This window comes from Siminovitchia terrae (genome assembly GCF_003605405.2).
Taxonomy (GTDB): Bacteria; Bacillota; Bacilli; order Bacillales; family Bacillaceae_C; genus Siminovitchia; species Siminovitchia terrae.
This window is the reverse complement of the sequence record NZ_QYTW02000008.1, coordinates 1-23619: the sequence shown is the minus strand read 5'-3', so window position 1 is coordinate 23619 and position 23619 is coordinate 1. Positions and strand designations below refer to the sequence as shown.

Annotated in this window: 24 protein-coding genes; 15 read left to right on the top strand and 9 right to left on the bottom strand. The window is 41.3% G+C overall.

The window, feature by feature from the left end; genetic code table 11:
* Nucleotides 1-3 precede the first annotated feature (3 nt).
* Together D5F11_RS10075 and D5F11_RS10070 are read right to left on the bottom strand one after the other, a co-directional pair.
* Nucleotides 4-885 carry an iron-hydroxamate ABC transporter substrate-binding protein gene (locus tag D5F11_RS10075; RefSeq protein WP_373316055.1) on the bottom strand — a complete coding sequence of 294 codons (882 nt, stop codon included), beginning with the start codon at nucleotides 883-885 and terminating at the stop codon, nucleotides 4-6.
* The gene (locus D5F11_RS10070) at nucleotides 872-1717 is read right to left on the bottom strand and encodes an ABC transporter ATP-binding protein (protein ID WP_120115916.1); all 846 of its coding nucleotides are present in this window, start codon (nucleotides 1715-1717) and stop codon (nucleotides 872-874) included. Before D5F11_RS10070 ends, D5F11_RS10075 begins: the two co-directional genes overlap by 14 nt.
* A gap of 163 nt (nucleotides 1718-1880) precedes the next feature.
* Here D5F11_RS10070 and D5F11_RS26290 point away from each other — a divergent pair, with 163 nt between their 5' ends.
* Together D5F11_RS26290 and D5F11_RS25695 are read left to right on the top strand one after the other, a co-directional pair.
* Entirely contained in the window at nucleotides 1881-2030 is a 150-nt protein-coding gene (locus D5F11_RS26290) for a hypothetical protein (RefSeq protein WP_185830619.1), read from the top strand.
* A 292-nt stretch (nucleotides 2031-2322) separates the two neighbouring features.
* Nucleotides 2323-2505: a hypothetical protein gene (locus D5F11_RS25695; RefSeq protein ID WP_120115917.1), complete on the top strand. Its 183-nt coding sequence runs from the start codon at nucleotides 2323-2325 to the stop codon at nucleotides 2503-2505.
* A gap of 236 nt (nucleotides 2506-2741) precedes the next feature.
* Here the strand turns inward: D5F11_RS25695 and D5F11_RS10065 are convergent, their stop codons facing one another.
* Together D5F11_RS10065 and D5F11_RS10060 are read right to left on the bottom strand one after the other, a co-directional pair.
* On the bottom strand, nucleotides 2742-3029 hold the full coding sequence (locus D5F11_RS10065; protein ID WP_425470786.1) for a DUF2653 family protein: 288 nt from the start codon (nucleotides 3027-3029) through the stop codon (nucleotides 2742-2744).
* The gene (locus D5F11_RS10060; RefSeq protein ID WP_120115919.1) at nucleotides 3026-3463 is read right to left on the bottom strand and encodes a hypothetical protein; all 438 of its coding nucleotides are present in this window, start codon (nucleotides 3461-3463) and stop codon (nucleotides 3026-3028) included. Before D5F11_RS10060 ends, D5F11_RS10065 begins: the two co-directional genes overlap by 4 nt.
* Nucleotides 3464-3676: 213 nt before the next feature.
* Between D5F11_RS10060 and D5F11_RS10055 the strand changes: the two genes are divergently transcribed.
* The 4 genes from D5F11_RS10055 to D5F11_RS10040 all read left to right on the top strand — a co-directional run bounded on the left by D5F11_RS10055 (nucleotide 3677) and on the right by D5F11_RS10040 (nucleotide 8213).
* Entirely contained in the window at nucleotides 3677-4198 is a 522-nt protein-coding gene (locus tag D5F11_RS10055; protein ID WP_120115920.1) for a hypothetical protein, read from the top strand.
* Nucleotides 4199-4280: 82 nt separating this feature from the next.
* Nucleotides 4281-5447 (top strand): TraB/GumN family protein, encoded by a 1167-nt coding sequence (locus tag D5F11_RS10050; protein ID WP_120115921.1) that lies wholly within the window; start codon nucleotides 4281-4283, stop codon nucleotides 5445-5447.
* 127 nt (nucleotides 5448-5574) lie between these two features.
* On the top strand, nucleotides 5575-6438 hold the full coding sequence (locus D5F11_RS10045) for an alpha/beta fold hydrolase (protein ID WP_120115922.1): 864 nt from the start codon (nucleotides 5575-5577) through the stop codon (nucleotides 6436-6438).
* Nucleotides 6438-8213, top strand: a complete 1776-nt coding sequence (locus D5F11_RS10040; protein ID WP_120115923.1) for a sodium:solute symporter family protein — start codon at nucleotides 6438-6440, stop codon at nucleotides 8211-8213. The genes D5F11_RS10045 and D5F11_RS10040 overlap by 1 nt, the downstream gene beginning before the upstream one ends.
* 48 nt (nucleotides 8214-8261) lie before the next feature.
* On the opposite strand, the gene D5F11_RS10035 is transcribed toward D5F11_RS10040, so the two are convergent.
* From D5F11_RS10035 to D5F11_RS10020, 4 genes are all read right to left on the bottom strand, one after another.
* The gene (locus D5F11_RS10035) at nucleotides 8262-10205 is read right to left on the bottom strand and encodes an ABC transporter permease (RefSeq protein WP_120115924.1); all 1944 of its coding nucleotides are present in this window, start codon (nucleotides 10203-10205) and stop codon (nucleotides 8262-8264) included.
* Nucleotides 10195-10956: an ABC transporter ATP-binding protein gene (locus D5F11_RS10030; protein WP_120115925.1), complete on the bottom strand. Its 762-nt coding sequence runs from the start codon at nucleotides 10954-10956 to the stop codon at nucleotides 10195-10197. The genes D5F11_RS10035 and D5F11_RS10030 overlap by 11 nt, the downstream gene beginning before the upstream one ends.
* Before the next feature lie 199 nt (nucleotides 10957-11155).
* Entirely contained in the window at nucleotides 11156-12157 is a 1002-nt protein-coding gene (locus tag D5F11_RS10025; RefSeq protein ID WP_120115926.1) for a sensor histidine kinase, read from the bottom strand.
* A complete protein-coding gene (locus D5F11_RS10020) occupies nucleotides 12158-12844 on the bottom strand; it encodes a response regulator transcription factor (RefSeq protein ID WP_120115927.1) in 687 nt (228 codons plus the stop codon). It abuts the gene before it with no gap.
* Nucleotides 12845-13160: 316 nt separating this feature from the next.
* On the opposite strand from D5F11_RS10020, the gene codB reads away from it, so the two are divergent.
* The 5 genes from codB to D5F11_RS10000 all read left to right on the top strand — a co-directional run bounded on the left by codB (nucleotide 13161) and on the right by D5F11_RS10000 (nucleotide 17247).
* A complete protein-coding gene (codB, locus tag D5F11_RS10015; RefSeq protein ID WP_120115928.1) occupies nucleotides 13161-14420 on the top strand; it encodes a cytosine permease in 1260 nt (419 codons plus the stop codon).
* Nucleotides 14421-14423: 3 nt separating this feature from the next.
* On the top strand, nucleotides 14424-15692 hold the full coding sequence (locus tag D5F11_RS10010) for a cytosine deaminase (protein WP_120115929.1): 1269 nt from the start codon (nucleotides 14424-14426) through the stop codon (nucleotides 15690-15692).
* Between the two features lie 135 nt (nucleotides 15693-15827).
* Complete coding sequence (locus tag D5F11_RS26285; RefSeq protein ID WP_185830618.1) at nucleotides 15828-15986, top strand: hypothetical protein; 159 nt, start codon at nucleotides 15828-15830, stop codon at nucleotides 15984-15986.
* A gap of 209 nt (nucleotides 15987-16195) precedes the next feature.
* Nucleotides 16196-16489, top strand: coding sequence for a hypothetical protein (locus D5F11_RS10005; RefSeq protein ID WP_120115930.1), 294 nt, complete (start codon nucleotides 16196-16198; stop codon nucleotides 16487-16489).
* 143 nt (nucleotides 16490-16632) lie between these two features.
* Nucleotides 16633-17247 carry a hypothetical protein gene (locus D5F11_RS10000; protein ID WP_126646550.1) on the top strand — a complete coding sequence of 205 codons (615 nt, stop codon included), beginning with the start codon at nucleotides 16633-16635 and terminating at the stop codon, nucleotides 17245-17247.
* A 40-nt stretch (nucleotides 17248-17287) separates the two neighbouring features.
* Here D5F11_RS10000 and D5F11_RS09995 read toward each other — a convergent pair whose 3' ends face one another.
* Nucleotides 17288-17710 carry a DUF1801 domain-containing protein gene (locus D5F11_RS09995; protein WP_120115932.1) on the bottom strand — a complete coding sequence of 141 codons (423 nt, stop codon included), beginning with the start codon at nucleotides 17708-17710 and terminating at the stop codon, nucleotides 17288-17290.
* 188 nt (nucleotides 17711-17898) lie between these two features.
* On the opposite strand from D5F11_RS09995, the gene D5F11_RS09990 reads away from it, so the two are divergent.
* The 4 genes from D5F11_RS09990 (at nucleotide 17899) to htpG (ending at nucleotide 23493) form a co-directional block, all read left to right on the top strand.
* Nucleotides 17899-19326 carry a S8 family peptidase gene (locus D5F11_RS09990; RefSeq protein ID WP_120115933.1) on the top strand — a complete coding sequence of 476 codons (1428 nt, stop codon included), beginning with the start codon at nucleotides 17899-17901 and terminating at the stop codon, nucleotides 19324-19326.
* Between the two features lie 42 nt (nucleotides 19327-19368).
* Nucleotides 19369-19872: a DinB family protein gene (locus D5F11_RS09985; protein WP_120115934.1), complete on the top strand. Its 504-nt coding sequence runs from the start codon at nucleotides 19369-19371 to the stop codon at nucleotides 19870-19872.
* 170 nt (nucleotides 19873-20042) lie between these two features.
* Nucleotides 20043-21482: a polysaccharide deacetylase family protein gene (locus D5F11_RS09980; RefSeq protein WP_120115935.1), complete on the top strand. Its 1440-nt coding sequence runs from the start codon at nucleotides 20043-20045 to the stop codon at nucleotides 21480-21482.
* Between the two features lie 133 nt (nucleotides 21483-21615).
* The gene (gene htpG / locus D5F11_RS09975; RefSeq protein WP_120115936.1) at nucleotides 21616-23493 is read left to right on the top strand and encodes a molecular chaperone HtpG; all 1878 of its coding nucleotides are present in this window, start codon (nucleotides 21616-21618) and stop codon (nucleotides 23491-23493) included.
* Nucleotides 23494-23619: the final 126 nt, after the last annotated feature.

The window sequence follows — 23619 nt, the reverse complement described above, 5'->3', positions numbered from 1 at the left end:
GAATCAGTTGCCAAGAAAGCTTTTTTTGAAAAAGTCCAACTGCAGCTCCAGAGTGAGGGGGTCATTGAAATAAAATTCTTTTGCATTTACCTCAAATACACGATCCTTCTCTACAGCTGGTATGTTTTTATATGTGTCAGTTTCTTGGAATGAATTATCCGTATCAAGGTTCTTGCTGAGGATCACATAGTCACCGGAAAATTCTGGAAGCACCTCTAAAGAGAGTGCATAATATCCGTCTTTGAGTGCCATTTCCTTTACTTTTTCAGGCATGGCCAATTTCATTTCTTGGTATAAAATTTCAGTTCCGCGGCCCCAGTTGTCGCCATATACATAGAGCTGTTTGTCCCAGTTCTCAATAACGGAAACGGTTGTATCCTCACCTATTTTTGATTTGATTTCTTGACCGGTCTCTTGGGCGCGTTTTTTAAAATCATCCACCCATTCTTTTGCCTCTTTTTCTTTATTCAATAGCTTGCCAATCTCTAAGTGTTGTGTCAGGTAGTCTACTTTGCCATACGTATATGTGACAGTAGGAGCAATTTCACTTAATTTATCAACATTTTTAATAGTGGATAAACCGATGATCAGGTCCGGGTCTAGTTCAATAATTTTTTCCAAATTCTCGTCAGAAACTTCCTCGACATCTTTCAAATCTTTTTCAAAACGGGGGTTCATTTTCGACCAGGAATCCGTACCTACTAAATTGGCACCCAAAGACATGACGTTTCCTGTAAAACTAGATAGTACGACTACTCGCTTGGGATTAGCGGGAACTTCTATAGGGCCATTTTCAGATTCATATGTAATCGTCTCTGGTTTTTTTCCCGTGGAAGTGGATCCATTCTTCTGTTCGTCTGAGCCGCAGCCGCTAATGAACAGCATGAGCAACAGTAGAAATGGAATCAAAATCTTTTTCATTCTTTTGCTCTCCTTTGATTAAGTTATACGTGATGCACATGGGTTTGTTTGTACGGGGATCCCGCCCGATTTCCGCATCGATATGAAATACTTTCTTAAGGACATGCTGGTTGATGACTTCTTCGCAGTGTCCGGCTTTGACAACTTCACCATCTTTTAAGGCTACGATATAATCTGCAAAGCGGGCAGCTTGATTTAGATCATGGAGAACCATGATAATCGTGCGATTCTCCTCTTTATTGAGCCTTTGTAAAAGCTCCAATACCTCTAACTGATGTGCCAGATCCAAATAGGTGGTAGGTTCATCAAGAAATATAATCTCTGTTTCTTGAGCTAGGGCCATAGCAATCCAAACACGCTGACGCTGGCCGCCTGATAATGCGTCTACGGAGCGGTGTTTAAATTCGCTTGTTCCAGTCACATCAAGAGCCCAGTCAATCACTTCAATATCTTTGGACGTTAAGCGGCCAAATCCTTTCTGATAGGGAAAGCGACCATAGGACACGAGTTCTCCGGCGGTTAACCCATTGACACTTTCAGGGGTCTGCGGGAGGATCGCTATCTTTCGGGCAAGAACTTTTGTTTTTTCCTTTGCGATATTTTTGCCGTCTAAAACAATTGTCCCTGATTGAGGGGGAATAATTCTGGTGATCGCTTTTAATAAAGTCGACTTGCCGCAGCCATTTGGGCCGATGATTGTAGTAATCTTTTTATCAGGAATGTCCACTCTCAAATTTTTAACAATGAGACGTTCACCGTAGCTTATATTTAAATTATCTGTATAAAGGCGAATCAATGTTACACCTCCTAATTAAATTCAGTTGATAATGATTATCAGTTTCATTATGATATAACTATATTAGTTTGTTTTAGCGAAGTCAATACAAAATTAAGATGGTAATCGCTCGTGTTTAACTTTATTCAGCAGAAGTCTCCCACTTCTATAAGTGGTGAGATGAATGCCTATTGGTATTCCATTCAGTGGGGTTCAAACCCCGCTGAATAAAGTTAAAGCCTCCGGCGGATGCCACAGATTTTCAGAGAAAATTTATCGAGCGAAGCTTGATAAAATCTGGGCGCAAATACGCCAAGGCGGCGGAAGTGTTTGACGTGACAGTAGCAGCTTAATATAGGAAAGAAGAAGGAATAGGCTGCCGTACACATCTAAACAGCTCTGTTGTTTGCCTTTTTATTTTTAATACAAAGCTGGATGCCTGAAACAAGTAATATTATTGAAGAGGTTATATTGAACATATGAAGACAGGGGAAATTTCTTACTAGTATGTTGATTTGTTGGATAACAGCGAGGTGAGGGTGAGGAAGGTAAATTAATATTGTTTGAGTGAATGACCAAGGTCTTTATACGCTGGTGATATTCTCTTATATAAAGGAAGAGCCAGTTTGGGGTTTTCAAGAAGCGGTAAATACAGTAGGCGAAACGAAGCAGTATTTGATCCGGGTGTGATAATGCGGGTCTTTCATAATGAGATGTTTAACTTCATTCAGCAGAAGTCTCCCACTACTGTAAGTGGTGAGATGAATGCTATTGGTATTCTATTCAGTGGGGGTTCAAACCCCTGCTGAATAAAGTCAAAGCCTCCGGCGGATGCCACAGATTTTCAGAGGAAATTTATCGAGCTTAAGCTCGATAAAATCTGTGCGCAAATACGCCAAGGCGCATTTGATAGGCCCAAATGATGGCTCAGTTTTAGGACTTGTTTGTATCTAATTATCAAAGGCAGTCTATGTTTTTCCAGGTATAACGAAAGAAAGGGCAGCCCTATCACCGTTGCTTACGGTAAGAGAGACAGCCCTACTTTTTAATTTTCTCCATTTACAATCGCAATAATCCCTTCCTCATCATCGAGGACAAGCTCTATTCCTGCGTATGGATTTTCACCTAAAATTTCATCGATCCATAAACGGAGGGCTTCAATTAAATGAATGGTTTGAAGCTCATATTTCATTCCGCTAATATAAGCCTCCGCAGTAAAACCATTATCATCGTCATACATTAATTCAACTTCCACGTCTTCCGGCTGAACAGGCTTCTTCCTAGACTGATCAATACAGATAGCATTGATTATATCCTGCTCAGAGATGATCATCTGCCCCACGGACCTGTATCCTCTCTTCTTCTTTGTCGGGTCAAGGCTGTGAATACTTTACGAATGACGACAAAAAGAATATAGATGGCAGCAAGGTTGACTATTAACCCCAATAGTGACCCAAAAGCGCCCATATTTGCGAAAAGACTTCCGAACAGCAATCCGGCCAATCCACCAAACATCAAGCCTTTCATCAGGCCGCCTGAAAAGAATCCACCTTTGGGATTGGTTTGCTGCTTGTTTGAATTCGTTTTTGGGGATTCTTGCTTTTGTTTCTGTTGGAAGTTCGACTGGTTATTTTTCATGTTGAAGCTTCTTTTACCAGATTTATAACCTTTTGCTTCGACTGTTGTTACATGATCTTGAAATACCAAGTTGCCGACTGGAGATAATAGAAGTGTTGCCGTGAGCAATGCTGTTATTATTTTTTTCATTTTCATCCTCCGTTGATTTAGTGCAACATTATTATACCTTATTTACATTAGTATCTTAAAATTTTTGATCCGGAAGTAGCTTAAATATAATGATATAGTGGGGCGGTCAATATATAATTATCTAATAATAGCTATAGATCACTCTATTACTCGGTTTTGAGTCAATTGTATTTAAAGAAACTCTATTATGGTTAAAAAGAGAGGAACCTTACAATGAAAAAAACGAATAAAGAGTATCAAAAATTTATTGAAGAAAAGTATGGGAAGCCATTGAAAGAAGTAATGTACGAGCTTTGTGTAGTAAGGGATGTTGTTCCTGTACAGGGATCCTATGAGTTAAATGTTCCAAAAAGTACTTTTATTTACTGGAGAAGCAAGTTTCGCTTTGGCCCAAAACAAAGAATGATAGACTTCGCAGAAGAGGAACGCGAAAGAATTCAAGATGAGTACAAGGAAGAATTAGGTGAAGTAAATTTACATCGAGAATTTACTTATAGTAAACACAACCAATCAATTGAAGGATTCAAAGAGATCATTGAGAGACTAATCGAACTTGAAAAATATAGAAAGATTAAAATAAGCCAAAAGGAGCACATTTCTGATTTTTCTAGTATGATAAAAATAAATGTGCTTGAGGAAACATTAAACTATTTGGATAAATATATTAATAATGAACTCCAAGAAGAGTATAAACGAGAGTTGCAGATTACAGAATGGCTATCCGATGATAATTAATAGGCTGGCTTAGGGAGATAATAAAAAGAGTTAATATATTTTATTGGGTTTGAAAATACCGCGTTTTCAGAGGAAGGTACTTATGTCAGAAGAAAATATTACAAGAATTGAACTTAATGGCAAGGAATTTATATTGATTGGGACAGCTCATGTTTCCAAACAGAGTGCGGAACAGGTAAAAGAGGTTATCGAAGCTGAGCAGCCTGACTCAGTTTGTGTGGAGCTGGATGAGCAAAGATATGAAGCGATCCAAAATAAAAACCAGTGGAAAGAAATGGATATTTTTAAGGTTATCAAGGAAAAGAAAGCAACGCTGTTATTAATGAATCTGGCGATTTCTTCCTTTCAAAAGCGGATGGCCAAGCAGTTTGGCATCCAGGCGGGGCAGGAGATGATTCAAGGCATTGAATCAGCCAAGGAAATTGGTGCTGACCTTGTTTTGGCTGACAGGAATATTCAAATCACGTTTGCACGTATTTGGAACAATGTAGGGTTTTGGGGGAAGGCGCAGCTGCTTTCGCAGGTTGTATTCAGTATCTTTAGCAATGAGGAGATCTCAGAAGAAGAACTTGAAAAGATGAAAAATCAGGATACGATCAACGTCATTTTAAAGGAATTTACTGAAGGTTTTCCTAAGTTGAAGGTTCCATTGATTGATGAGCGTGATCAGTATTTATCGCAGAAAATTAAAGAAGCTCCAGGAAAGAAAATCGTAGCGGTTCTGGGGGCTGCTCATGTTCCTGGTATTACGGAGGAAATAAAAAAGGAACACGATCTCAAGCGTTTGTCCGAACGCCCTCCAAAGTCAAAAGTCCCTAAAATAATTGGTTGGTCCATTCCCATCCTCATTTTTGCTTTGATTGCTTATACGTTTTATGCTAATCCATCTGCGGGCTGGCAGCAAATGATCAGCTGGATACTATGGCATGGTTCATTATCGGCCCTTGGAACAGCACTTGCCTTTGGGCATCCTTTGGCCATTCTAACAGCGCTTGTTGCCGCCCCGATTACTTCTTTAAACCCGCTTCTAGCCGCCGGGTGGTTTGCGGGCGCCGTTCAGGCCTATATGCGCAGACCACATGTAAGAGATTTTGAAAACCTTTCGCAAGATGTTTTCAGTTTCAAGGGTTTTTGGCATAATAAGGTAACCCGTATACTGCTGGTTGTCGTCCTGGCTAATTTGGGAAGTTCCATCGGTACTTTTGTTGGCGGAGCTGATGTCATCCGTCTATTTTTCGAAAATATGTAATGAATGCTAAGACTCCAGAAGATCTGGAGTTTTTTTCTTCTTTTTATGTACAGGTTATTGTTATAATACGGTATACATATTTCCGACTAAATTGATGTGAATAAAAAAGCGCGAGGAGAGGTTATTTTTGTACGCACATGTTAATGGAGTAAAATTATTCTTCGATATCGATGGCTCAGGCTATATACCTGACGGCCCCAAAATGAAACACCGTTCGGCCTGTATTGTTTTGCATGGAGGGCCGGGAAGTGATCATTCCGATTTCAAGCCGTGGTTTGATCCGCTAACCGAGCATATGCAGCTTATTTACCTGGATCACCGGGCCAACGGACAGTCAGAGCGGGTTGATCCAGCGACTTGCACGCTGGAACAATTAGCGGATGATATTGACGCTTTCCGGAAATACCTCGGTTTAGATAAAGTGCATGTGCTGGGCCACTCCTTTGGCGGCATGGTAGCACAAACGTATGCCATTAAATATCCGTCATCTGTTGAAAAGCTGCTGCTCATCTGTACGGCTCCAAGTAAGGATTTTTATGAAGATGCCAAAAGCTTTGCAAAGAAGATTGCAACACCCCGGCAATTAGAGCTGATTCCAAGGCTTTTTGAGGGGAAAATCCAGGGTGATGAAGAATTGGAAGCCTGGTGGGATGAATGTTTTGCCCTGTATTTTTATAAAAAGGATGAACAGCTGATGTATGAGACGGGGAATCGCCCGATTGGTTCGCTGGAAGTGTGTAATTATACATTTAAACATTTCATGCCACATTATGATGTCCGGGCACAATTACCGAAATTAACTATGCCAGTACTGATAGTAGCGGGCCGACATGATTGGATTACGCCCGTTTCACAAGCGGAAGAAATGAAGGGACTCCTGCCAGATGCCATTCTAAGCATTTTTGAAAAAAGCGGTCATATGCCGTTCATAGAAGAACAGGAATCATTTATTCGTACTGTCGTTGATTTTGTAGACAAGGGGAACAAGTGATGAACGGAGAGAGCATTGTCATTTTAACAGTCGGCGCCATCTACCTGCTGGGAATGTTATATATAGGGTATAAGGTTTCAAAACAATTGCGTTCATTAGATGATTATATTCTTGGAGGAAGAAATTTACCCTGGTATGTACTGACTTTGACATTCGCCGCAACTGTGGCTAATACAGCAACTGTCATGGGGCAGCCGGGCTTCGCCTATTCCACTGGATTTACTTATGTGTTCTGGGCAGCCTTGTCCTCCTCAACAATTGGAACCATCCTATTAAGCAGGTTCGGTTCTCGTCTGCGCCTTATGAATTTATCGACGGTAGGGGATCTGGCTGATGCCCGTTTTGGAAAAAGCAGGCGCCTAGAGATTTTATTATCCGTTATCCAGGTGTCTTGGAGTATTTTTTTAATAGGAATGTCTCTTTTTGGGGTCGCTTTGATCATTGAGGTTATCACAGGCGTATCCTGGGCATGGAGCATCGGCCCAATCGCTGTAGTAACAATTCTTTATACAATGACAGGTGGATTAAAAGCGGTCGTTCTTACAGATGCCGTCCAAATGGTCATCATTTTACTGGGTGTTAGTGCTTTGTTTTATATGCTAAGTATAAAATACGGGTTTTTCACCGGTTTTATCACTGAATATGTGGGAAAATCCGGTTTTGATCTGCAGGCAGGAGCGGAGGGGACAACGCTGTTTGCCGGGTTTACTGACTTGTTTACTCTTCCTCCGGAAGTGACAGTGTTCAGTCTGATTGCGTTTATATTAGCGACTTCTTTTTGGATTCCGGTAGACCTTGGCTTTATCCAACGTGCCCTCGCTGCCAAAAGTTTCAGAGAGAGCCGGAAAGGAGTTTACAGTTTTTTTATATTGGATTGGCTGAATGCCTGGATTCTTGTGATTATTGGCGCTTATGGGGTAGTCTTGCTGCCTGGCTTGGTGAATACAGACGAGGTTGTTATCCGACTTGTGAGAGAAACATTGCCGTTATTTGGAGCAGCTTTGGTAGTAACTGCTGTGGCCGCTGCTGCTATGTCCACGATTTCGACTTACTTGAATGCGGGCAGTGGTATCATTGTTAAAAATATTATTTTAAAGATAAAGTCTGATCTCAATAATCAAATGCAAATTCGGTTAACTAGGATGTTTACGGTCATTATTGGGTTAACAGCCATTGTTTTTGCTCCGTTTATTTCAGCCAATGGTATCGTCATTGCTGCTGTAGGTATTCAGATCATCCTTATTTCAGCTTTAACACCGCTTGTCTTGCTTTCACTATATTGGAGAAAGATGACTGAGAAAGCGGCGTTTTGGGGCTGTATCCTTACAGTGGCCGCTACTCTTTTTATGATGATTCAAGTAGGAGGACCATACGCTGCATTTGGCGGTGAAGGTTATCTGGGTATCCCTGTCATTATTTGGGGTGTTGCCTTGGCTATCATCCTTTATGTATCCATTAGTCTAGTTGATGCTAGCAGGGGAGAAGACCAAATGTCGCCGGACTGCATCAATATGTTTAATAATAGCAAAACGATTTCAAATAATAAGGACTTGATTGTACTGTCAGTGATTTGGGGAACTTTGATTATCTTGGGACTCTATCGCCATTTCAGCGGTAATTTGTTTGCCTTCCCGTTTCTGTCAGGGTTTGGCGGCACAGTAACTAATATTGTTTTTTCACTGATCGCCCTTTTGACATCCGGTTTTGGGATTTACATCATTATCCGTGTATTCAAATATGTAAAAGAGGACTTTATGCAGAAGAAAGAGTTATAAAGCATTAGCAAGCCCCCCGCTGGATTGGCGGGGGGCTTGAGTGATGTATTACAAAGCCTCTCTGATCACCTTTTTATAATAAAAGACAGACAGCAGGCCGAAGACGGAATACAGTGCAGTGTAAAGGAGCATCACAATAAACATTGGTGTCCACAGCTCCGACCCGAAAAGGAACCATCCGGATTTGACGGCGAAATAACCATGGAGCAATCCGATGCCGAGCGGGATACCGAAATTGAATAATTGTTTCGCTTGGATACCACGCAACAGGTCATTCTGTGTGTATCCGAGCTTTCTCAAAATGGTGTAGTTCGGTTTTTCGTCTTCACCTTCATCCATCTGTTTAAAATAAAGGATACAGCCTGATGTAATCAAGAAGGTGAGCCCCAAGAAGCCGACGATAAACATGGTGAGGCCGAATAATTGTTTTTGTGTGCTGATCATTTCATAAAGAGAATGGTAAGTCCCAATCTCATCAAAGCCAAGTGTTTTAAAGATGTCATTCGCTTTTTCAATATCCTTGTCATCCTTAAGGTCAATTCCGATGTAAACCGGCTCTTTCTGAATCTTAGGATTCAAATCCTTCTTTAGTCGGTTAAACACGGTATCGTCTACAATTGCAACTGGAAGTCCACCGCTTGTAAAAGTCCAAGAAATGATCCGTTCCTTCCGCATGCCTTTATAATTTTGCATAATTGTTTCGTTTTGTGTTTTCCACTTGATTGTCCCTTGATCTTTAAAAGAAATAAACTTCTTCATCAGATCGGAATATCCGGTAAATATCGTATCGTTAGGAGATACATCGATGCCATCAATGTCTTTGTCACTGACGACAGCCATCTCTATGACATTGGGATCAAAATTTATTCCTTCCAGATCACTGTCCAGAATGTCTTTTACATTGGCTTCCACTTGGATAACGTTGATTTTTGTTTCACTGAAGGCAATTTGATTTCTTTTAAAAGAGTCTTCTAGCTCATTTGCATCTTTTATGTCCGTTAAGGTGAAGTCCGCTGGAACATTGTCCCGAGCTGATTTTTCCGCCGAATAGTACGAAATATAGCTGAGAGATAAAAGTCCAACTGCCAAAGCCGATACTGTTGTAATAACGGTGAGCAGCAACGCATTCGATTTCATCCGGAACATGATGGAAGAAAGCGAAAGGACTTCGTTAATATTTAAATATCCCTTCTTCCTTTTCCGGATGAGGTGGAAAAGGAAACTGACAGACCCTTTATAGAAAAGGTACGTTCCAATTATGACGGTAGCCAGAATAAACAGCATCGCCCCGAATAATTGCGGCATCGTTGTAAAATCACCGCTAAACAGCTTTGAAGATACATAGTAGCCTGTAATAATCAAGATGATTCCAAGGATTCCGATGACCACTTGAAACTTGGATAGCTTTTTCACTTTTGATTCAGTGGAAGAAAGAACCCGGAATAATGACAAGATGCTTTGTCGCTTGATAAACAGGTAATTCATCATTAGGATGAACAGATAGATGACAGAAAAAACGATCACTGTCTGGATCAGCGCCTTGGATGAAAACGTTAAAGTGGCAATTGCATCCACGCCTGTTATTTTAAACAGGATCATGATGATTAACTTAGAGACGGAGAAACCTATAAAGATTCCCGCAATCATAGAGCTGTAATAAAGAATAAAATTTTCAGCACTTAAAAGCCGAAAAATCTTATTTTTAGTCATTCCTATGAGCTGAAACAAGCCTATTTCTTTGCTCCTTCTTTTAATAAAAAGCTGATTGGCATATAAAAGAAAGACGGAAACAATAGCCACAAGCATAACGGATGCAGCTCTGATAGCGGCCCCGCCTTTGATGGAGCCTTTTACTTCGTCCATCGAAGGATCATATTGCAAAGTGACAAAAGCGAAATAAAGGGCAACACTGAAAATCAACGCAAAAACATAGAGATAGTAATTCTTGATGTTCTTTTTCAAGTTGCGGAAAATGATCTGATTAACGTTCATCGTGGACACCGCCCAGTACGCCTTGGGTTTTCATGATATCCTTCAGAAACGTCTGCCTCGTCTCTTCGCCTTTGTTCAACTGTGTATACATTTGTCCGTCTTTGATGAATATCACACTTTTTGAAAAGCTTGCGGCCACCGGATCATGTGTGACCATAATAATCGTCGCACCCAGCTTTTCGTTTAAGCCGCTCAGTTTATTTAAAAGATCCGAAGCGGATTTGGAATCCAACGCGCCTGTCGGCTCGTCTGCAAAAATGATGCTTGGATTGTGGATGAAGGCCCTTGCTGCTGAAGTTCGCTGTTTCTGCCCACCGGAAATTTCATTCGGGTATTTATCTTTTATTTCGGCGATGCCAAGCTCAGTTGCCAACTGATGAAATTTTTGTTCAGCTTCCTTTTTAGGCGTCTTTGTAATGGACAATGGAAGAAGGATATTTTCTTTCACCGTCAAGGTATCGAGCAAATTATAGTCCTGGAAAATGAAGCCAAGATGATTTTTCCGGAATTCGGCAAGTTGCTTTTCCTTCATGCCGACAATGTCCTTTCCATTAATTTTGATGATGCCCTGGCTGACCCTGTCGATGGAGGAAAGGACATTCAACAATGTAGTTTTTCCAGATCCGGAAGCACCCATGATACTGACAAAATCACCTTTTTCCACTTCGAGGTCTATCCCTTTTAAAACTTCCTGTTTATTGAATTTATTCCCGTAGCTTTTATAAATTTTTTGTGCTGCAAGAATGCTCATTTTGTTCGCTCCTTTACTGATGTCCAGCTTCAGCGCCTAGCCCTTGAGGTCCCAAGACAATTTCCTATAGTGACTTAGAGTTTGTTTGTCATACTGACCAAGGCGCTTTTGCTTTTTTTCGTTATTTTTATCATAAAAGGATTGAATGGTTTTTTCCTTCGATTGGCCGAACAAATGATAAAAGCATGTGACAATCATGTCACATGCGTGTGAGATTTACAAAATCGTTTGATTTGGGGAAGGTAAGTATGAACGTGGTACCCGTTCCAGGCCTTGAACTCACCTGGATTTGGATCATCAAGGAAGTGGCAGCTTTTTTCGCCAAATAGAGTCCCATGCCTGTGGCGGCCTGATCTGGATGGGTTGTCGAAGTGAAGCCTTTATCAAAGATGCGAGGGAGATCCTTTGCATCAATGCCTCTTCCAAAGTCCTTGACTTCCAGAACTGTATGATCGTTTTCCGCTGTACTCCGAATGATAATATCGGAAGAAACACTGTATTTAACCGCGTTCGTCAGGAGCTGCCTCAGGATAAAAGCAAGCCACTTCTCATCGCTGAGGATCTCATCCGCATTCAAATCGACTTCAAATCCGATGCCTTTCTGTATGCACCATGATTGGAGATTCTTAATCTCTTTAAAAACCAACGGCTGCAAGTCGATTTTTTCAATATGCAAGTCGTTTTCAATGAATGAAATCCTCTTTTCATGAAGCTGCTGGTCAAGTAAAAGGTGTATCCGTAGCCATTCATATGTCAATTGTGCTTTCATCTTTTCGTCTTCCAATCGTTCAATCATCAAATGCATGGCCGTTAAAGGAGTCTTCACTTCGTGGATCCAGGATAACAAATCGTCTCTTTCCTGTTCGAGAATTAAGCGATTTCTGGCGGCTGTCCGCTTCAGTTTTTTTGTTTGCTCTATGATGCTCTCATCCACTATTCTCTCAAATGGGGAATTAGCATCCATGATTCCCGATAAATCAAGGCCGCTTTCCCATTCCTCCAGAGCTTTGTAAAAGGGTGCTTCTTTGTTGTAGCGAACCGCCAGAAAAACGATGAAGATGATAAGCGATAAAAACACAATATAGGCAACCGGCGTGAAAGGAATAGACAAATCTATATAGGCGATAAAAAGGAAGAGGAACTGGATAAATAAAAACAGCAAGATCCAACTGCGTCTTTCAATCAAAAATTTTTTAAACATCTATTGTTCCTCTTCTTTCGCCATATAGCCCTGGCCTACTTTTGTTTCGATAAATTTGCCGATCCCTATTTTATCGAGGCTCTTTCTTAAACGATTTACATTGACTGTCAACGTGTTGTCACTGACAAACCTTTCGTCATCCCACAAGCTTTTAATCAGATCCGAACGGCTGACAATACTGTTTTTCCTCTCAATGAGAACCTTCAAGATAAACATTTCATTTTTCGTCAATTCGACTGTTCCGTTCTCATTTGCAACTGTATTTTTTGCATAATCAACGGTTGCTCCGCACCAGCTTTTCAAATCCAAAGACTCCGTATTGTAGTTATAGACGCGCCGGAGAATGGCCTGGATTTTTGCAATTAACACGTCAAAATGGAAAGGCTTTTGGATAAAATCGTCGGCTCCGAGCTGCATGGACATTACCATATCCGTGGGGTGGTCTCTAGATGATAAAAATATGATCGGTACGTTGGAATGGGAGCGGATCATCCGGCACCAATGGAATCCATCAAATTTCGGAAGCTGGATATCAATCACAACCAAATCGGGATTGATGGTGGTAAATTCTTGAAGTACCTGTTCAAAGTTTGTTACACCATATACATCATAGGACCACTGCGAAAGCCGCTCTTTGATTTCATTAAATAAAGTCGTATCGTCTTCTATGAGAAAGATTTTAAACATAGGATCACCGTTCTTTTTGCATATTCTATAGTTATTGTATATGAAAAGAAGGTTAATTGAAAAAAATTCCTGTGATTTTGTGTTGACTCCCTTAATTTTTTTTGAAATAATATATCCAGTTTAATACTGGTACCTTTAATTCAGTCCCGTGAGGCTGACAAGGACAACGGATCAATGAACAGTAGCGAGGGGGTCAAGCTTCGCTCATTGTTCTGCTTGGAGACAGGCTTCTTGTCAGAAAATGGCAGGAAGCCTGTTTTCTTATCCTAAGAATCCTTCTTAGTACCAGTTCAATTTTAATTTAGGAGGAATTGGTATGGAAAAAATAGATAAGGATTTTTCACTCGAGGCAGTACCTCAATCACACCGCAATAACTTTTGGCAGATTCTAGTCGTCATGTTAGGGCTTACGTTTTTCTCCGCCAGTATGTGGTCGGGAGGCACTCTGGGCAAAGGCCTGACCTTCATGCAATTTATCGGGATTACTCTTGCTGGAAACATGATCCTTGGCGCTTATACTGGAGCGCTCGCATATATCGCGGGAAAGACTGGTCTATCCACCCACTTACTTGCCCGCTATGCGTTCGGTGAAAAAGGCTCTTACTTATCTTCATTCCTCCTTGCCGCAACACAGGTCGGCTGGTTCGGCGTAGGGGTAGCGATGTTTGCTGTCCCGGTTCAAAAAGTGACAGGCTTGGATACGTACCTTTTGATTGGAATTGCAGGAATATTAATGACAGTCACAGCGTTTTTCGGGATGAAAGCTTTGACCATCCTCGGTTTTATTGCCGTTCCGCTTATCACAGTCCTTGGCAGCTTTTCCGTGTTTAAAGCGACCGAATCAGTCGGGGGCATGCAGGCGCTGTTCGAATACCAGCCGACAGAAGCGATTGGGCTGGCGGCCGCTTTGACTATATGTGTAGGTTCGTTTATTAGCGCAGGGACATTAACACCCGATTTTACCCGATTTGCGAGAACGAAGCGTTCGGCTGTCGTTTCAACTGTTGTTGCCTTTTTCATCGGGAATTCACTTATGTTCCTGTTCGGAGCTGTTGGAGCAATTGCAACAGGGCAATCGGATATTTCAGAGGTTATGTTCTTGCAAAATCTGATTGTTCCAGCCATTATTGTGTTGGGATTGAATATCTGGACAACGAACGACAATGCTTTGTATGCATCAGGTTTGGGATTTTCAAATATCACAAAAATACCTAGAAGCAAAGTGGTTATTTTTAACGGAATTGTCGGTACAGTTCTGGCAATGTGGCTTTACAATCATTTTGTAAACTGGTTGACCATTTTAGGGTCGACATTGCCTTCAATTGGTGCCATCATATTGGCAGACTTTTTCATCGTGAACCGCGGCAAGTACAAAAGTTTTGACAAAATGACTTTTAAAGCGGTCAATTGGGTAGCCATTGTTGCATGGGCGGCAGGGGTGGCCATTGCAGAATTCGTTCCGGGTATCCCGCCGATCAATTCGCTGCTGGGTTCAGTCATTACGTTTGTTATCCTTTCCAAGCTGTTTGGCAGAAAACAGAGTGAAGAAAAAATCGTTACAGAAAAGGTGGGCTGATCAATGATCATTCAAAATGCAAAACTCCGGGGCAAAGACGGTTTGTGGAACATCGTCATTCATGACAATAAAATTGAAGAGATTTCACAAGGTGCTGTTGAACAAACGGATCAAGAGATACTAGACGTGGATGGATCTCTTGTCCTTCCGCCTTTTATTGAGCCCCATATCCATTTAGACACAACGTTGACGGCCGGAGAGCCGGAATGGAATCAAAGCGGTACATTATTTGAAGGTATTCAAAGATGGGCGCAAAGAAAAGAAAGTCTTACTTTGGATGATGTCAAAACAAGGGCTAAAACGGCATTGAAGTGGCAGATTGCCCAAGGGATACAATATGTTCGTACTCATGTGGATGTAACAGACCCTGACTTAACTGCAATGAAGGCAATGCTGGAAGTGAAAGAAGAAATGTCTCCATATGTGGATTTGCAGCTCGTCGCTTTTCCACAGGAAGGAATCCTCTCCTATCCCAGCGGTGTGGAGTTGTTGGAAGAGTCCTTGAAAATGGGTGCTGATGTTGTCGGCGGAATTCCCCATTTTGAATTCACAAGAGAGTATGGAGTCGATTCATTAAAATCAGCATTTGACTTGGCGGAAAAATATGACCGCCTTGTTGATATCCACTGTGATGAAATTGATGATGAGCAGTCTCGCTTTGTTGAAGTGGTGGCCGCAGAAACATATGAAAGAGGACTTGGCAGCCGAGTCACCGCAAGTCATACAACAGCAATGGGGTCTTATAATGATGCCTATACGTACAAGCTGTTCAGGCTTTTAAAGCTATCCGGAATCAACTTTGTGTCCAATCCGCTTGTCAATATCCATCTGCAAGGGAGATTCGACACATATCCGAAAAGGCGGGGGCTGACACGCGTAAAAGAGCTGTTGGAAGCAGGAATGAATGTCTGCTTCGGACATGATGACATTTTCGACCCATGGTATCCGCTTGGTACAGGAAATATGCTACAAGTGCTTCATATGGGTATCCACGCTTCGCAGTTAATGGGCTATGAACAGATCGTCAATTCTATCGATCTGATTACTGAAAACAGCGCTAAGACACTAAATATAGAAGACAGCTACGGAATCGAAAAAGGTAAGCCTGCCAACTTGATCGTTCTTTCCGCTGAAAATGAATATGAAGCGATTCGAAGACAGGCGATTGTTAAATACTCTATTCGAAACGGCCGCATCATATCTAAAACGAAGCCAAGTGAAACAATCGTCAACCTAGAGGCGGAAGAAAAAGTTGACTTTGTAAGGCCATAAGAACTTAATCTCAAAGGGCAGTGCTCTTTGGGGTTTTTTGGAAGAGTAAGACAGTATAAAATCAGATGAAATATGTTATTTGAATAAAGATTTAACTTCATTCAGCAGAAGTCTCCCGCTTCTGTAAGTGGTGAGATGAATGCCTATTGGTATTTCATTCAGTGGGGGTTCAAACCCCGACTGAATAAAGTTAAAGCCTCCGGCGGATGCCTCAGATTTTCAGAGGAACTTTATCGAGCGGAGCTCGATAAAATCTGGGCGCAAATACGCCGAGGCGCATTTGATTATGTTTAGCTCCGACGTACAGGAAGTACTAGTGCAGGCGAGGCGACAGGACGTCGCTGCTTGAGCGGGCCGACGTATAGGAAGTACTAGTGCCACCGAAGTCACAGGATGTGGCGGTCGAAGGAACTCCCTCATCAAAATTCGCCTTGCGCTTTTCTTAACAATGAATACTTGAATCATTAAAATGAAAGAAAAGTATGGTACATTGGAGGTCTTTTATGCGTTTATTAGCCGTTCAGTCGTATGTAAAAGTCCAGAGGCAAATCATTGATGCCGAAATTGTGTATAAAGAAGAAGACCGTCAAATTTATCTTTATTATGACCGTCTGGTTACAAAGCACCGCGAGTTTCCAACAAGGGACATATCTGATTTGTCATTCCGAAAAATGGGTGATGAAGGCGGGTTGCTATATGTACATACGAGTAGAGGTATATTTTCGTATACCGTGCCTTCATCACCAGAGTCCTTTATAAAAGCTTTCAGGATTCATATAAAGAAAGAATACTTTTAAGCTAGTGGGAGCGCCGATAATCTGAAAGTGGATGTCTACCTACTGAACAGCTCAAGCTAGATTTTGAAGGATCCCTAGAGAATGGGGAGGTCGAAATAAAGCGATTAGTTTTTGAAATGAAAAAAGTGGGAAGGGGAATTTTTTTGAAAAAGCTCATCATGTTGATAACACTTGCGTTGTTATTAATGGTTACTGCATGTGGCAAGGACATGTCATCGAATGAAAACGTAGAAAAAGAAGAGAAAGAGCAGGGAGTAGAAGTTGATAAAGGATTGTTGAATGTTGAAGTGACGCTTCCAAAGGGTTTTTTTGAAGAGGCAAACGTGGACGAAATGATTGCTCAAGCAAAAGAAGGTGGAGTAAAAGAAGTAATAAAGAATGAGGATGGGTCAATCACCTACAAAATGTCCAAGTCGGATTACAAAGAGATGATGAAGGAAATAGATAAGACTGCTCTTGAATATATAGATGAAATAAAAAGTGGCGAAGATTTTCCATCTATCAAAGAAGTGATCCATAACAAATCCTTTTCTGAATTTACACTTTCAGTGGACCAGGAAGCTTTTGAGAATGGCTTCGACGGTTTTGCAGCATTAGGGTTGGGTATGACCGGTCTTTATCACCAAGTATTTGCCGGGACCCCAGGAGAGAAAGCCAAAGTGACAATCACGCTAAAAAATGTCGATAACGGTGAAGTTTTTAATACACTTGTATACCCGGATGATTTGGAGGAAGAGGAAGGCCAAGAACAGAACTGATGAAACAATAAGAGGGAGCAGCCGCGGCTGCTCCTTTTCGTCATTGATCTGGGTATGTTTTTCGCAGAAATGTTACCGACTGTCCAATTAACTTTTTTAAAACAGACACATCAATATCCGCCAATTTATTAATGTAGACGCAGGATTTCCCGGCAGTATGTTTGCCTAATTCATTCAATAAGCTTTCCTTTGCCGGGTCACATGCTGAAAGGTAAAGGCTGAACTTGGCTTTTCGGGGTGAAAAGCCAACAAGCGGTGCATCCCCTTCATGACCGGACTCGTATTTGTAATGATAGGAACCGAACCCGATAATGCTAGGTCCCCACATCTTTGCTTCGTATCCAGTCGTTTCCGTAAAAATATCAAGCAATTGATAAGCGTCTTCCCGTTTCTTGAGGCTATCTACCTTTTCTATGAATTCAATCACACTGTTGTCATTTTGCTTTGTTTTTAACTCATACATTTCTGCTGCCACCTTCTCTCGATATACTTAATTAAAGCTAGTCTATATTAGAAGAGTGTTGTTGGCTACAGCAATGCCGTGGGTTGGAGAAATTTCTCATAACTTGGGTCAAAAGAATCAAAGGAAAACCCGAGCCTCCCGGCGAAAGTTATTTTAAGAAAGAAATAACTTTGCTGAGGAGGAGCATGATGAAAAAGTTCTTTGCCGTCATTGCCAGCTTCATTCTTTTACTGAGTTTCCTGCCGTTGGTCAGTCATGCAAAAGCGAGCAGCTCGAAAGAGGGGCGCTATTCGGTTCTGTTTAACAAGAGTGCTATTCCTTCAACATTTGAACAGCAGATAAAAAGCCTGGGGGGAGAAGTTACCTATACAGTTCCAGAAATTGGATTTGCAGAGGTGAAGGTTCCGTCAAAGGCGTTTGGTAAATTGAAAGGGATTTCCGGTGTGAGTACAGCCAATCCTTCGATCAAATGGAATCTTCCTAAGGCTCACAAGATCAAGGCCAGCAATGTAAATCCAACCAATACTGCTCTTTGGGACAAGCAATGGGATATTCAGCGTATCACTCATAATGGGGAAAGCTACAAGCTTGGAACAGGTTCCCATGATGTTGTTGTGGGAATTGTTGATACAGGAATTGATCGAAATCATCCAGATTTGGTGAAAAACCTGATGCCTGGCTCCGAAAACTTTGTTCCTGCTGGTGGATACCAAGGTACGGAACCTTATGAAAATGGAGATCCAAATGCCTTCGATGACCTTCATGGGCATGGAAGTCATGTTGCGGGTTCTATCGCTGCAAATGGAGCCATGCTGGGGGTGGCGCCAGATGTAGGAATCCGGTCTTATCGTGTATTTGGCACCAGCTCTGCTGAAACTTCGTGGATTATTGCAGCCATGGTCGCTGCTGCCAACGATGGGGTAGATGTCATTTCCATGAGCTTAGGCGGATTTGATGTCAAAGGACAAATTTTTTATGTTGATCCGGAAACAGGAAAAAAGGAAAACCTCGGAAATGAGGTGGCGGATTTCAACGCATACAAACGTGCCGTGGATTATGCGACAAGTAAAGGGTCTCTTGTAGTTGTGGCCGCAGGAAATGAGAGTCTGAATGCAACGAATAAAAAATCAGTTATGGACTATATCAATTTAGAACTTGCCGAATATGGGCTTTATGCTGTTGGAGCTGGCTTTGAAGTGCCAGGTACAATTCCGGGTGTTGTGACTGTTTCTGCCACAGGACCGAAAGACGTTCTGGCAAACTACTCAAACTACGGACCTGGCTTTATAGACATTGCCGCAGTGGGCGGCGATGCCAGGATGTATGATCAATATGAAGCAGAAGGTAGACTTGATGAATATATAAGTGAGCGCCTGTTTGAACAAGAGTTCAATCTGAGCACAAGTCAGGATGGCGGGTATTATTGGTCCATCGGTACATCTATGGCGGCTCCGAAGGTATCGGCTGTTGCAGCATTGCTGATAGACAAGCATGGAAAAATGACGCCGAAAAAACTGGAGGGCTTGTTATACAAAACAGCGGTGGATCAGGTAAAGGGTACTGATAAAAAGAACTTTGGAAACGGGCATTTGAATGCTTATAGAGCTTTAAGGTAAAGAACTTCGGATCTGCAAAATCAACATATAAAGGGAGCTCTTATGGAACAAAATCAATCAAAAAAGTTATATGACTATCATGTCTGGGCGAATAAACAAGTGATTCAGCATTTAAAACAAATGCCCGAAAACATTTTAAACGACATGGTTCAAAGTGTGTTTCCGTCCATCCATGACGTTCTGGTCCATCTCTATACAGTAGACATTGTTTGGCTGGGGACGATGAAAGGAAACAACTTTCAAGATACCATAGCGGAAGTTGAACGGCGAAAGTCAGAAATTACGGGAGCATCCATAGATGAATTCGAGGTGTTTTATGAAGAACTCTCCAAAGAGTTTTATCATTTTTTAAGCGAACAGCACGATTTTGAACAAATCATTGTTGCGGAGCACCCCCAATATGGCCAATGTGAATTCAAACTTGCGGATCTTATCCAGCATGTAGTCAATCATGGGACGTATCATCGTGGAAATGTGACTGCGATGCTCCACCAGCAAGGTACACGAGGTGTTCCAACAGATTATGTGTTTTTTCTCCTGAAATGATGTTGTATATTGCACAACCCGCTTTCTATAAGTGGGTTTCTTTTTTTGAACTTTTTTTCCAGGAATACCTGTAATCCAATTGTAATAATTGATACATCAGTGTAAACTTAAGAGAGTAGCAGATTCATATTTTGTACGGGCAAATTTGATAAAAAGGAGAAATTTTTCAATTGGCTGGGCGGATTAAATTATCTGGGTGGATTCTTTTGTTTTTGGTGATTTTTCTTATAATCGGAGGAGTTGATAAATTAGTAAATGGCTCAATTAAGGCGAAGAGCCAGGAAGAAATCCAAGACGAGAAAGTGATCAGCAAGTATCCTAAAATCAACTTGAAAACTGTAACAAAACAAACGGATACATATACATATTCGGTCAATGAGCCTGATATAGATAGTGAGAAAGTCAATCAATCCATCAATAAATGGATCAAGGGACAAAAGAAGAAATTTATAGAAGAAGCTGAACAAAACAAAACCGGGGTGTCAGACGGCATGCGCGCCGACCTCAACATTCAGATGGAGACCCACCGGATTACGGAACATTATTACAGCCTTGTTTTCCGAACGTATATGATAAGTGGGGGAGCAAACGGACAGAATACGGTAAAAGTATTCAACATCGATATTGAACATGACCGCTTTCTGAAAATCAGTGATATTTTGGATTTGGATCAAGATCATCTGGAAGGCATTCAAAAGGTCATTTGGAAGGAGCTTCATAATAATAAGGATATCCAGCCCTATTTGCTGGTAGAAGAGTTTAATCAGTGGGTGAAGCATCCGGAAGACTGGGAATGGTCTATCGACCGGAAGAACTTTTCCTTATACATAGATGAATACCAAATTGCCGGGGGAGCGGCTGGCGCCATTGAAATTGATGTCCCTGTTGAAAAGATGTATATCTATCTGCAAGAAGACGTTGATTCATTTTTAAAAATGCCAAAAGAGCAGCGGCTTGAAAAAGAAAAAATCATCCAAAAGGAACAGCTGAAATTGGACCCGGATGGAAAATATGTGGCGTTGACTTTCGATGATGGGCCAAGCGCGGATGTAACACCAAGAATATTGAATACATTGAAGGAACACAATGCTAAAGCCACTTTCTTTATGCTTGGAAACCAAGTGGATTTCTATCCGGAACTTGCTCGAAAAGTGGCGGAAGAGGGCCATGAGATCGGGAATCATTCTAAGAGCCATCCAAACTTATCAAAATTAGGGTTGGAGAAAATAAAGGAAGAAATGAACTATACGAAGGAAAAAATTGTAGAAGCAACCGGGATCACTCCTCATCTACTTCGTCCTCCCTATGGAGCTTATAACGATCATTTTTTTACATACGCTAAAGAAAACGGAGACTCTATCATTCTTTGGTCTGTCGATTCCTTGGATTGGAAGAGCCGAAATGCTTTTTCGGTAAAAAAGAAAATTGAAAGCAGCGTCGCTCCGGGGGGAATTGTTCTGATGCACGATATCCATCCCTCAACAGCAGATGCACTGCCGTCTCTTTTGACTCAGTTGGAAAAGGAAGGTTACCAATTTGTCACGGTGTCTCAGCTTCTCAACTGGAAAGAAGAGAAGGGAGCAGGACCGCATTTTGGAAGTTTGAAATAATAGACTTGAAAGGAGCGGCATGAGCTGCTCCTTTGTGTTTTGTATTGACATGTCTTCCCCCTATATGTTATTAAATTAGTTATTAGCACTCGTGTGGATAGAGTGCCAAGGACAATAGAAAGGGGATTTTCAAATGGCAAAGCAAGCTTTCAAAGCAGAGTCCAAAAGACTGCTTGATATGATGATTAATTCCATTTACTCCAATCGCGAAATCTTTTTGAGGGAGTTGATTTCCAACGCGAGTGATGCGATTGACAAGATGTATTATAAGGCGCTTACGGATGATTCCTTGGTGTTTAATCGTGAGGACTATTACATAAGAGTCGAAGTTGACAAAGAGAGCCGAACCTTGAAAGTAATGGACACCGGAATTGGAATGACGGAAGAGGAGCTTGAAAACAATCTTGGTGTTATAGCAAAGAGCGGTTCGCTGGCATTTAAAAATGAAAATGAGATTAAAGACGGCCACGATATTATCGGCCAATTCGGTGTCGGCTTTTATTCAGCTTTCATGGTAGCAGATAAAGTGACGGTTCTAACCAAGGCATTTGGCACTGATCAAGCCTTTAAATGGGAATCCACTGGCGCCGAGGGTTATACAATCGAGCCTTATGAAAAAGAGAATGTGGGGACCGAAATCATCTTAAAGATCAAGGAAAACACTGAGGATGAAAATTATGATGAATATTTGGAAGAGTACCGTTTAAGATCGATCATCAAAAAATACTCCGACTTTATCCGCTATCCAATCAAGATGGAAGTAACGGAAAGCAGACTGAAAGAAGATAGCGAAAATGAATTTGAGGAATACAAAGAAGAACAGACGATCAACAGCATGGTTCCGATTTGGAGAAAGAACAAAAGTGAACTGACTGATGAAGACTACGTGAATTTTTATCAGGAAAAACATTACGGCTTTGACAAACCTCTCAAACATATCCATATAAAAGTCGACGGCACTGTGAGGTACAATTCCATCTTGTTTATACCAGAAAATATTCCTTTTGATTATTACTCGAAAGAATTTGAAAAAGGGCTCGAGCTGTATTCGAGCGGTGTGCTCATTATGGAAAAATGCGCAGACCTGCTTCCAGACTATTTCAGCTTTGTCAAAGGAATGGTCGACTCAGAGGATTTGTCTCTGAATATCTCTAGGGAAATTTTACAGCAGGACCGGCAGTTGAAATTTATCGCTAAAAATATCCAAAGTAAAATCAAACGGGAATTGGAGAACTTTTTAAAGAGCGATAGGGAGAAATATGAACTGTTTTACAATTCTTTCGGCCGCCAGCTTAAATTTGGCGTCTACAACAACTTCGGGCAGGATAAAGACGTACTGAAGGATCTATTATTGTTCCATTCTTCCAAAGAGGAGAAGCTTGTCACGCTTGATGAGTATGTATCCAGAATGCCAGAAGACCAGAAGTACATTTACTATGCAACCGGCGAAACAAATGAAAGAATCGCCCGGATGCCGCAGACTGAACTTGTAGCGGAAAAGGGATATGAGATTCTATACTTCACGGAAGATGTCGATGAATTTGCGATAAAAATACTGATGTCCTATAAGGATAAAGAATTTAAATCAGTTGCAAGCGGCGACTTGGGCATTGATGAAGAAAGCAAGGAGAAGACAGAGGCGGAAGAGAAGGCAAATAAAGATCTTCTGGATCATATGAAGGAGACACTTTCCGGCAAAGTGAAGGATGTCAAAATTTCAACACGCCTTAAAAATTATCCTGTATGCTTGACCACCGACGGGGAAGTTTCCATTGAAATGGAAAAAATCCTTAGTGCCATGCCGAATAATCAGGAAGTAAAAGCGGATAAAATCTTGGAGATAAACTCAGATCATGATGTATTTAAATCATTGAAATCTGCCTACGAACAAGACAAGGAAAAAGTCGGCCTTTACACGAATCTCTTGTATAATCAAGCCCTGTTAATTGAAGGGTTGCCTATCGAGGACCCAATAGAATTTACAAATGATATTTGCAAAGTGATGGTATAGTCCTTTGGCATAACGGGCTAGTAATTCGTGGAAGTGGATAGTAATTTGTCGAATCGGATAGTATCTCGCGAAAGTGGCAAGTAATTTGAAAAAGTGGGCAGTATCTCGCAAAAGTGGCAAGTAATT

Bases quoted from the DNA above. Each gene is read 5' to 3' on its own strand.
- D5F11_RS10075 (WP_373316055.1), bottom strand. From the start codon at position 885: ATGCTGTTCATTAGCGGCTGCGGCTCAGACGAACAGAAGAATGGATCC.
- D5F11_RS26290 (WP_185830619.1), top strand. From the start codon at position 1,881: ATGCCTATTGGTATTCCATTCAGTGGGGTTCAAACCCCGCTGAATAAA.
- D5F11_RS10065 (WP_425470786.1), bottom strand. From the start codon at position 3,029: ATGATCATCTCTGAGCAGGATATAATCAATGCTATCTGTATTGATCAG.
- D5F11_RS10060 (WP_120115919.1), bottom strand. From the start codon at position 3,463: ATGAAAAAAATAATAACAGCATTGCTCACGGCAACACTTCTATTATCT.
- D5F11_RS10055 (WP_120115920.1), top strand. From the start codon at position 3,677: ATGAAAAAAACGAATAAAGAGTATCAAAAATTTATTGAAGAAAAGTAT.
- D5F11_RS10050 (WP_120115921.1), top strand. From the start codon at position 4,281: ATGTCAGAAGAAAATATTACAAGAATTGAACTTAATGGCAAGGAATTT.
- D5F11_RS10040 (WP_120115923.1), top strand. From the start codon at position 6,438: ATGAACGGAGAGAGCATTGTCATTTTAACAGTCGGCGCCATCTACCTG.
- D5F11_RS10035 (WP_120115924.1), bottom strand. From the start codon at position 10,205: ATGAACGTTAATCAGATCATTTTCCGCAACTTGAAAAAGAACATCAAG.
- D5F11_RS10030 (WP_120115925.1), bottom strand. From the start codon at position 10,956: ATGAGCATTCTTGCAGCACAAAAAATTTATAAAAGCTACGGGAATAAA.
- D5F11_RS10025 (WP_120115926.1), bottom strand. From the start codon at position 12,157: ATGTTTAAAAAATTTTTGATTGAAAGACGCAGTTGGATCTTGCTGTTT.
- D5F11_RS10020 (WP_120115927.1), bottom strand. From the start codon at position 12,844: ATGTTTAAAATCTTTCTCATAGAAGACGATACGACTTTATTTAATGAA.
- codB (WP_120115928.1), top strand. From the start codon at position 13,161: ATGGAAAAAATAGATAAGGATTTTTCACTCGAGGCAGTACCTCAATCA.
- D5F11_RS10010 (WP_120115929.1), top strand. From the start codon at position 14,424: ATGATCATTCAAAATGCAAAACTCCGGGGCAAAGACGGTTTGTGGAAC.
- D5F11_RS26285 (WP_185830618.1), top strand. From the start codon at position 15,828: ATGAATGCCTATTGGTATTTCATTCAGTGGGGGTTCAAACCCCGACTG.
- D5F11_RS10005 (WP_120115930.1), top strand. From the start codon at position 16,196: ATGCGTTTATTAGCCGTTCAGTCGTATGTAAAAGTCCAGAGGCAAATC.
- D5F11_RS09995 (WP_120115932.1), bottom strand. From the start codon at position 17,710: ATGTATGAGTTAAAAACAAAGCAAAATGACAACAGTGTGATTGAATTC.
- D5F11_RS09990 (WP_120115933.1), top strand. From the start codon at position 17,899: ATGAAAAAGTTCTTTGCCGTCATTGCCAGCTTCATTCTTTTACTGAGT.
- D5F11_RS09985 (WP_120115934.1), top strand. From the start codon at position 19,369: ATGGAACAAAATCAATCAAAAAAGTTATATGACTATCATGTCTGGGCG.
- htpG (WP_120115936.1), top strand. From the start codon at position 21,616: ATGGCAAAGCAAGCTTTCAAAGCAGAGTCCAAAAGACTGCTTGATATG.